General features: G+C 39.5%; 8 protein-coding genes and 2 tRNA genes. 7 read left to right on the top strand and 3 right to left on the bottom strand.

Annotated features, from left to right (window positions below):
- Positions 1-70 precede the first annotated feature (70 nt).
- From AC4MRQ_RS23735 to AC4MRQ_RS23720, 4 genes are all read left to right on the top strand, one after another.
- Positions 71-143 (top strand) — tRNA-Gly (locus AC4MRQ_RS23735).
- A 43-nt stretch (positions 144-186) separates the two neighbouring features.
- Positions 187-269, top strand: a tRNA-Tyr gene (locus tag AC4MRQ_RS23730).
- Between the two features lie 93 nt (positions 270-362).
- Positions 363-977, top strand: a complete 615-nt coding sequence (locus AC4MRQ_RS23725) for an L-threonylcarbamoyladenylate synthase (protein ID WP_491200215.1) — start codon at positions 363-365, stop codon at positions 975-977.
- A gap of 137 nt (positions 978-1,114) precedes the next feature.
- On the top strand, positions 1,115-1,909 hold the full coding sequence (locus AC4MRQ_RS23720; protein WP_491200214.1) for an ion transporter: 795 nt from the start codon (positions 1,115-1,117) through the stop codon (positions 1,907-1,909).
- Between the two features lie 302 nt (positions 1,910-2,211).
- Here AC4MRQ_RS23720 and AC4MRQ_RS23715 read toward each other — a convergent pair whose 3' ends face one another.
- Together AC4MRQ_RS23715 and AC4MRQ_RS23710 are read right to left on the bottom strand one after the other, a co-directional pair.
- Positions 2,212-3,663 carry a TrkH family potassium uptake protein gene (locus tag AC4MRQ_RS23715; RefSeq protein WP_491200213.1) on the bottom strand — a complete coding sequence of 484 codons (1,452 nt, stop codon included), beginning with the start codon at positions 3,661-3,663 and terminating at the stop codon, positions 2,212-2,214.
- A 383-nt stretch (positions 3,664-4,046) separates the two neighbouring features.
- A complete protein-coding gene (locus tag AC4MRQ_RS23710) occupies positions 4,047-5,108 on the bottom strand; it encodes a DUF3810 domain-containing protein (protein WP_491200212.1) in 1,062 nt (353 codons plus the stop codon).
- A 122-nt stretch (positions 5,109-5,230) separates the two neighbouring features.
- On the opposite strand from AC4MRQ_RS23710, the gene AC4MRQ_RS23705 reads away from it, so the two are divergent.
- Both AC4MRQ_RS23705 and AC4MRQ_RS23700 read left to right on the top strand, forming a co-directional pair.
- The gene (locus tag AC4MRQ_RS23705) at positions 5,231-6,352 is read left to right on the top strand and encodes a GNAT family N-acetyltransferase (protein WP_491200211.1); all 1,122 of its coding nucleotides are present in this window, start codon (positions 5,231-5,233) and stop codon (positions 6,350-6,352) included.
- A 70-nt stretch (positions 6,353-6,422) separates the two neighbouring features.
- Complete coding sequence (locus AC4MRQ_RS23700; protein WP_491200210.1) at positions 6,423-7,340, top strand: YitT family protein; 918 nt, start codon at positions 6,423-6,425, stop codon at positions 7,338-7,340.
- Here the strand turns inward: AC4MRQ_RS23700 and AC4MRQ_RS23695 are convergent.
- Positions 7,303-8,010 (bottom strand): pseudouridine synthase, encoded by a 708-nt coding sequence (locus AC4MRQ_RS23695; protein WP_491200209.1) that lies wholly within the window; start codon positions 8,008-8,010, stop codon positions 7,303-7,305. The genes AC4MRQ_RS23700 and AC4MRQ_RS23695 overlap by 38 nt on opposite strands.
- Before the next feature lie 85 nt (positions 8,011-8,095).
- On the opposite strand from AC4MRQ_RS23695, the gene AC4MRQ_RS23690 reads away from it, so the two are divergent.
- Positions 8,096-8,258: EamA family transporter (locus AC4MRQ_RS23690; RefSeq protein ID WP_491200216.1), on the top strand; the 163-nt coding region annotated here is incomplete at its 3' end.

The following is an 8,258-nucleotide window of genomic DNA, read 5'->3' as shown; positions in this document are numbered from 1 at the left end:
TAGAGCAGCTGATTTGTAATCAGCAGGTCGGGGGTTCGAGTCCCTCCACAGGCTCAATATTTTATTTATTGCGAAAGTAGCTCAGTTGATAGAGCATCAGCCTTCCAAGCTGAGGGTCGCGGGTTTGAGCCCCGTCTTTCGCTCAAAGCCATTCTTAAGGATGGCTTTTTTATTGATTTTTCAGTTGGGGAGATACCAAAGTGGCCAACTGGGGCGGACTGTAACTCCGCTGACTTATGTCTTCGTAGGTTCGAATCCTGCTCTCCCCACAAAAGAAGGTTCTGTTAGAAATAGCAGAGCCTTTTTTTGTTCCTGCCAGTTCCGTTTTATTTATTACTTTTAGCCAAAACGAAGCCAAAATCATGTTAGTTAAGATATATCCTGAAAATCCGAACGAGAAAGAAATTCGCAAAGTCGCCGAAGTATTGCGTAATGGCGGTCTTGTGATCTACCCCACCGACACCATTTATGGTATTGGTTGCGACATCAACAATGCCAAGGCTGTTGAAAAAGTGGCGCGAATCAAAGATATTAACCTTAAAAAGGCCAACCTTTCTTTTATATGCTACGATCTTAGTCATATATCCGATTTCACCAAGCCGTTGAACAACCATGTGTTTAAACTGATGAAAAAACACCTGCCGGGACCTTTTACTTTTATCCTGCCTGCCAACAGCAATGTGCCCAAGCTTTTTAAAAACAACAAAAAGACCATTGGCATTCGCGTACCGGATAATAATATTATTCGTGCTCTGGTGCAGGAATTGGGCAACCCTATTCTCTCCACCTCGGTCAGGGATGAAGACGATATACTGGAATACACTACCGATCCCGAACTGATTTATGAGAAATTTGCCGATCAGGTGGACATCGTTATTGATGGCGGTTATGGTGACAACGAACCTTCCACCATTGTTGACTGCACCAGCGATGAGCTGGAGATTGTGAGGTATGGTAAGGGAGAAATTGAAGTGTAGCTATTGTCCATACCTGGATATTGTAACAAACATTGAAAGGCATCATCGCAAATTTAAGTAGTTCAACACCTACAGGTTATTAAAATAAGTACGGAGTTAAAGTTATTCTTCAACTAATTAATTGACACCAACAGACAATGTTCAAACGCCTGATTCTTAACGACAGATTCATTCTTTTCCTAATCCTTTTAAATTCAATCCTGCTATTTATAAGCGGATACGAAACCGATTCTTCAAATGGCTATTTCATTACCATTCTGGATAACCTGATAACAATTATATTTTTAGCCGAGGTAATTATTAAATCCAAAGAATATGGTTTTAGTCATTATCTCAAATCGAACTGGAACAAACTTGATTTTATATTAGTATGCTTGTCAACTCCGGCCCTGTTAACATTTATCTTTCATCTTCAGGTTGAAGATTTTAGCTTCTTATTGATTTTCAGGATTATGAGAATATTCAAAACAATCCGGTTTATTAAGTTTATTCCCAATATAGAACACTTGTTTTCAGGCATAAAAAGAGCACTCAAAGCTTCGGTTTTTGTGTTTGTTGGTTTTGCTATTTACATATTCATAATTGGCATTTTATCCTTTTACTTCTTTCACGAGAGTGGTGGTGATTATTACAAAGATCCTATTATTTCCCTCTATTCAACTTTTAAAATTTTCACAGTAGAAGGCTGGTTTGAGATACCCGAAGAAATTACGGCAGATTACTCAACTACCAAAGCCTTTATGACTTATCTGTATTTTATCTTTGTTGTGATCACTGGTGGGATATTCGGGTTGTCATTAGTAAATTCAATTTTTGTTGACTCTATGGTGAGCGATAATAATGATGATATCGAAAAGAAGATTGACAACCTGGAGGTAAAGGTGTCTAAGATTCTTGCTAAGCTTACTGAAGACGATGCTAATAAGGAATAATATTGATTGGAGGCATTCAGTCCACTGATCCATTGCACAAGCCATTGGGAAAGGCTTTCATTCTATTGAATGTATCACCTAAGGCTTTGGTCAAGCTTTGCAGCCCACAGAATGCCCTTCCTGATAGAATTATGGGTCTTTCAGTCCGTTGAAAGGAATCTTATCAACATACTTTGTTTTGGCCGCACCTCGATGATCTGCACTCTTGGACAAAATATATAACCTGACAGTATGACTCAACTCATTACCTCTCTCAACACTCGAAGAAATAGAGGAACTTATTAAAAGTAAGAAGATGTAGCTTACTCCTTCCAAAAATAAGGCGAGAAAAGAAGAATAACCGTAAACAGCTCCAAACGACCAATCAACATTAAGAAAGACAGAAACCACTTTCCGAAAGCTGGTATTTCGTAGAAATTAAGGGCAGGCCCCACATCACCCAATCCTGGACCGATATTACCAATGGAGGTAGCAACCGCACCAAGTGCTGTATCCAGATCAAATCCCATAATACTCATAATGATCATGGCAATACCAACGGTCATCATATAAATCACAATAAAGGCCAGCACGTTGGTGATAATCCCCTGGTTAACCGCGCGGGTATTATAGCGAACAGGAATCACTGCATTGGGGTGTACCAGACGCTTCAGCTCAAAGAAGCTGTTTTTCATCAGCAATACAATACGTACTATTTTAATACCTCCACCGGTTGAACCTGCCGAACCACCTGTAAACATCAACAGGAAGATAACAATACTCAGGAATGGTACCCACATCAAATAATCAGCAGTAGCATACCCCGTTGTTGTGATAATCGATACCACTTGGAATAATCCATCGCGCCATGATTGCTCAATACCATTAGCTCCTGCAGTGAAATACAATACTGTTGCCACCAAAGCGCTTACACCGATAATAATTCCGGCATAAGCCTGAAATTCTTCATCTTTAATTACCTTCTGAAACTTTCCTCTCAATGCGCTATATGATAGGGTAAAATTGGCTCCTGCTATAAACATAAACAGGATAATCACATACTGGATATAGGGAGAGGCGAAATAAGCCACACTGGCCTGTTTGGTAGAGTACCCTCCGGTTGCCATTGTCGTGAAAGAGTGGCAGATGGCATCAAATGGTGTCATCCCTCCAATAATCAAAAGAACCGCTTCAACCAATGTAAATAATACATATATACCATACAAGCGCTTAGCCGTTTCTGTGATACGTGGATGCAGTTTATCTGGCGCCGGACCAGGCACTTCGGCAATAAACATCTGCATCCCTCCTACTCCTAAAACAGGTAAAATCGCCAGAGACAATACGATGATTCCCATGCCACCAAGCCATTGAATCAGACTGCGCCAGAACAATAAACCGTGTGGTAAGGCTTCAATATCATTGAGAATACTACTCCCTGTCGTGGTAAAACCGGAGATGGTTTCAAAAAAAGCATCGGTATAGGATGGGATAGCACCGCTTAGCCAAAATGGTAATAATCCAAACAAAGAAAATACGATCCAAACCAGCGCTACAATTAGGTAACCCTCTCGTTTACCTATATCTTTAGGTGCTTTCCATAATGAAAAGCCTGTTATTCCGCCCAAACTAATACAAATGGCTGCTGAAATTAAATGATAAGGTAAATCATACTCTCCATATAATAAGGCCACACCGGCCGATAACAGCATAAATACACCCTCAACCACCAATAGCAGTCCGAGTACCAATACTATAAATCTTGAGTTAAGCATCTTTTAAATGACGGAATAATTAGATTATGCAAAGATGTTACTTTTTCAACGAATTTATGACTTACAACAGGAATTATTCTTTCAACAAGATATAAACCGGATACAATTTATAATCCAGCCAATCGGTATAGCGATTGAATTTAGAAATACAATATGATGTTTGTTTTTTTGCTCAAGCCGCAAGGGCTTCTACTTTTTGCCTCCAGCTCAAAAAGTAGACAAAAACGCCGCCGACTCTAGCATTCGCTTACCCATTACGACATCGTTTCGGGAAAATTTAAAGATTGACATATCATGCTCCAAATTTTTTCCCCCTACACTTATGTCTATGGGTCCCAAGCTGCATTACTAAGGTCGATATATTAAATGTAATTGCCCTGACTTTATCGCTTTGTGAGCTTATAATCCATTACATATTTTACTACTCCCTCGTAATCTTCAATGCCTTCTTCCACATTATTAGATTTTAAATAAGCATCATTCACCTTTGTAGCCACCAGCTCAATATTACGATCCATTAATGCCATCCAATGATAATGTGATTTATAGAAATCATGACGCACTTCGTAACGGATATTCTTAACAACCTCCCTAAACCCGTCCAATTTACGGCACTCGTATACAAAATATTGTAGCAAGTACAAGTTGGCACTATAAGCCAAACGCTTATCTTCTGAAGCAGAACATACCAGCCATGCGTAAAAGTTAGCTTCGGCTTCACTGGCTATTCCCAGCTTGTGAGCCATCTCGTGTGCCAAAACCATCGGGTAGTCGAGCGGCATAAGATGTTTATTCAAGTGTACTTCACTAAAGAACGGACCGTAATATCCCGATATGGTGGCCGCGGCAAATAAAGAACTTAAACTTATTGGTTTTGCCTTGACATCCAGAAGAGAGGTATTAACCTTAAGAAAATCAGCTTGTTTGTTGTAGCTCCCCTGTATCAGCTCCATGACCTCTTTCTTATCGATGCTGTAAACGGGAGTATAAGTTCGATTAACTTCGTCAACCAGCCAGCCAAAAACCTCCATCAGTTCATTTACATCGGCCTTTGCGGTTTTCAGTTCAAGGCGCTCGCCTAAATCCTGACGCAAGTAATTAAATCCCCAAAACAAATTAAACGAACCATATAGTATTGCAATCAGAATAACTAAGCGCCTCAGATAAGAAATAAAACTAAGTTTCCGCATGAAAAGCAATATGGTAAAAAGGAGGACAATTACGATTAAACAGGCATAGAACAAATCGTCCAAAGAGAATGGAAAAACATTGCTTATAAATGACAAAAGTCGGGATAAAACCGGATATAAACTTTGCGAATATACTAATTCAACCTTCTCTGGATAAATCAATCCAATTCGCGTCAGACCATAAACAAACCCTATGCCCAGTATGGAAAAGCAAAAAGCTGGCGAACAATATTTAGTAAAGAATTTCTTCATCATAATTCAAAAATAAGCAATGTATGTTCTAAAACAGAAAAGTGTTATTTCTATTATAGAAATTTATCAGGATTAACCGGAATTAATGTATTAACTTCGCGGCAGAAACAAAACATTTTCGAAAGATGGCCATAGTTATAAAAGAAGTCAACAACACTAAGACACTTAACGATTTTGTTGATTTACCATATACCCTTTATAAAAAAGAAGATAAGTGGGTTCCTCCTATGAAAAAGGACGAATTCAATGCTCTTATTCCTGAAAAAAATCCTGCATTTGACTTTTGCAAAGTTAAGCTTTGGGTAGCTTACAAAGATAATAAGTGTGTTGGACGCATCGGTGCCATCGTCAACTCTTTGTGGATTGAAAAAAAGGGTGAAAACATTGGCCGTTTTACCCGTCCTGAGTTTATTGATGATAAAGAAGTTAGTCAGCTTCTTTTTGAAACTGCTGAAAAGTGGTTAAAGGAAGAAGGCATGATTGAATTACAGGGACCTTTAGGTTTTTCAAATCTCGATCATCAGGGCTGTTTAATCGAAGGGCACGATTGGTTGCCATCTGTGGCATCTGATTACCATATGGCCTACTATCAGGAGCATTTTGATGCCTTAGGCTATGAAAAAGAAATTGACTGGATTGAGTTCAGAATTACTTTCCCAGATGCATTACCAGATAAAGCGTTTAAAGTGGCCGATATGTTGACAAAGCGCTATGGACTGAAAGCACTTAACTTTAAATCAAGCCAGGAACTTGATCCATATAAAGAAAAGGTATTTGCCTTATTCAATAAAGCGTTTGCCGAGCTGTTTGGCACCTTTAAGTTACCCGAAAAAATGGTTCAGTTCTATATCAATAAGTACTTCCCGATACTGAATCCCCGTTACGTAAAGATTATACTTGACAAGGAGGATGAAATAGCCGGTTTCCTGATTGCTTTACCATCCTTATCAGAAGCCATGCAGAAAGCAAAAGGTCGATTACTTCCTTTTGGCTGGTGGCATATTATGAAGGCCCTGAAAAAGCCAAAGGAAATGGATTTGATGCTGACTGGTGTAAAGCCTGAATTGCAGAAGATGGGTGTTGCAGCATTATTGATGAACGACCTGTGGAAGACAGCCAAAGAAGACGGCGTGAAGTATGTGGAAACAACGGGTATGCTGGAAAATAACCATGTAGCCATTCAGATGTGGAAATCCTTTGAACATATTCAGCATAAGAGAAAGCGTTGTTACAAAAAAGCACTATAGAAAGAATTAACGAATATTTTTGATTGAAAGGTGCTTGTTTGACAGGCACCTTTTTTAATTGGTAAAAGTGATGACAAAAACAGATTTTCTTAAAGAGGCTAAGAGCTATGCCATCATCACACTGGGATTGATGGTGAGTGCCGTTGGCTGGACGGGTTTTATTATTCCGTCTGATATTGTTGGTGGTGGTGTTATGGGGCTTTCATCGCTATTGTATTTTGTTTTTGGATTACCAGTCGGACCAACTAACCTGGTGATTAATGGTGTCCTTATCCTGATGTCGATGAAGATGTTGGGCAAAGGCTTTGGTTTCAAAACCATCTACTCACTGGTAACCTTGTCAACCTTCATTACTGTATTCCCCTATTTTATTACTGATCCAATCGTAACGGATCGATTTATGGCCGCAATTATTGGTGGTGGAATGGTAGGTGCCAGTATCGGAATTCTATTTGTTCAGGGTGGCAGCACTGGTGGCACAGAAATCGTGGCCATGATTATCAATAAAAACCGGAATATCAGTCCGGGACGTATTATGATGTTTCTGGATGTAATCATCATCAGTTCGTCCATCTTTGTTTTCAAATCACTTGAAACAATGGTATTCGGTTTTGTTGTAGTCGGGCTTATGTCGTATATCGCTGATATGCTGCTAACGGGTTCCCGTCAATCGGTGCAGGTGCTGATTATTTCGCAGTATCCGAAGGAAATCGCCGATAAGCTGTCCTCACAAATCAATCGCGGCTTAAGCTTTCTGAAAGGTCGCGGGTATTATTATGAAGGTGACAGAGAGTTTATCATCACCATTGTTAAAAAATCGGAGTCACATATGGTGTTTCAGATCATTAAAGAAACCGATCCAGATGCCTTTGTTTCGGTAGCTAATGTGATGGCTGTATATGGTCATGGGTTTGACCAATACAAACCGCCTCTAAGCAGTAAAAAAAGTTCTAAACCAAAGAGTATTGATAACCCTGCAAACGTTTAAGTACGATATCATAAGCCTCGGGCAATTTTGCTTCGAGGCTTAGTTTTTCATTGGTAACAGGATGCACTAAATCTAGTGAAGCTGCATGCAACAACAAGCGTTTAACACCTGTTGCTTCGGTCATAATCTTGTTTAACGTCCAATCGCCGTGTTGTGTATCACCCAAAATATCGGTACGATTCATAGCAAAATGCTGGCGAAGCTGATGCCAACGCCCTGTCTCAGGCCTTGCTTTTACCAAGCTGATGGATACATTCACTTCTTGCTTATAACAGATCTCTGTTTCAATACTTGAAATCGTTTTATAAGCTGTTTTTGCTTTTTGCCTTTTCTTCTTTTTCTTGATGAGCACGTCATTGGTAAAAAGGCCTTCGCCTGGAATACCTTTGCAAAGCATCATATAACCTTTGCTAACTTGTCGTTGCTCAAACTGACTACTAAGCTGAGCAGCAATATCTCGCGAAAAAGCCAGAATGATCACCCCAGATGTTTTAGCATCCAAACGGTGCACGGGAAACACCGGCTTGTCCGTCATCTGTCCGACTAATTTTGTCAGGTAATCGGCATCAGCCGGCATAAAATCATTCTTGTGAACTGGCAAATCAATCGGTTTATCGATTGCAATCAGCACCTCATCCTGGTACAGTATATTGTCGGGAGTTATAAGCATTGAACAAAGATAGCCCCTTCAATCAGCTTTTCAGTCGTCAATAGGAAATACTTATTATTTTTGCCAGCCATATTTATACTATACAATGCAAAAAGACACTATCAAAACCACCATATTAGCTGTTATTGCCTGTTTACTTTGGTCAACTGCCTTTGTTGGTATCAAAATAGGTTTAAAATACACAACGCCATTACAGTTTGCAGGATTACGTTTCTTTTTTTCCGGTATTTTATTACTTCCGCTCGTTA

This window comes from Carboxylicivirga sp., assembly GCF_982718395.1.
The sequence above is the reverse complement of the archived record's forward strand: the minus strand, read 5'-3'. Positions and strand labels throughout refer to the sequence as shown.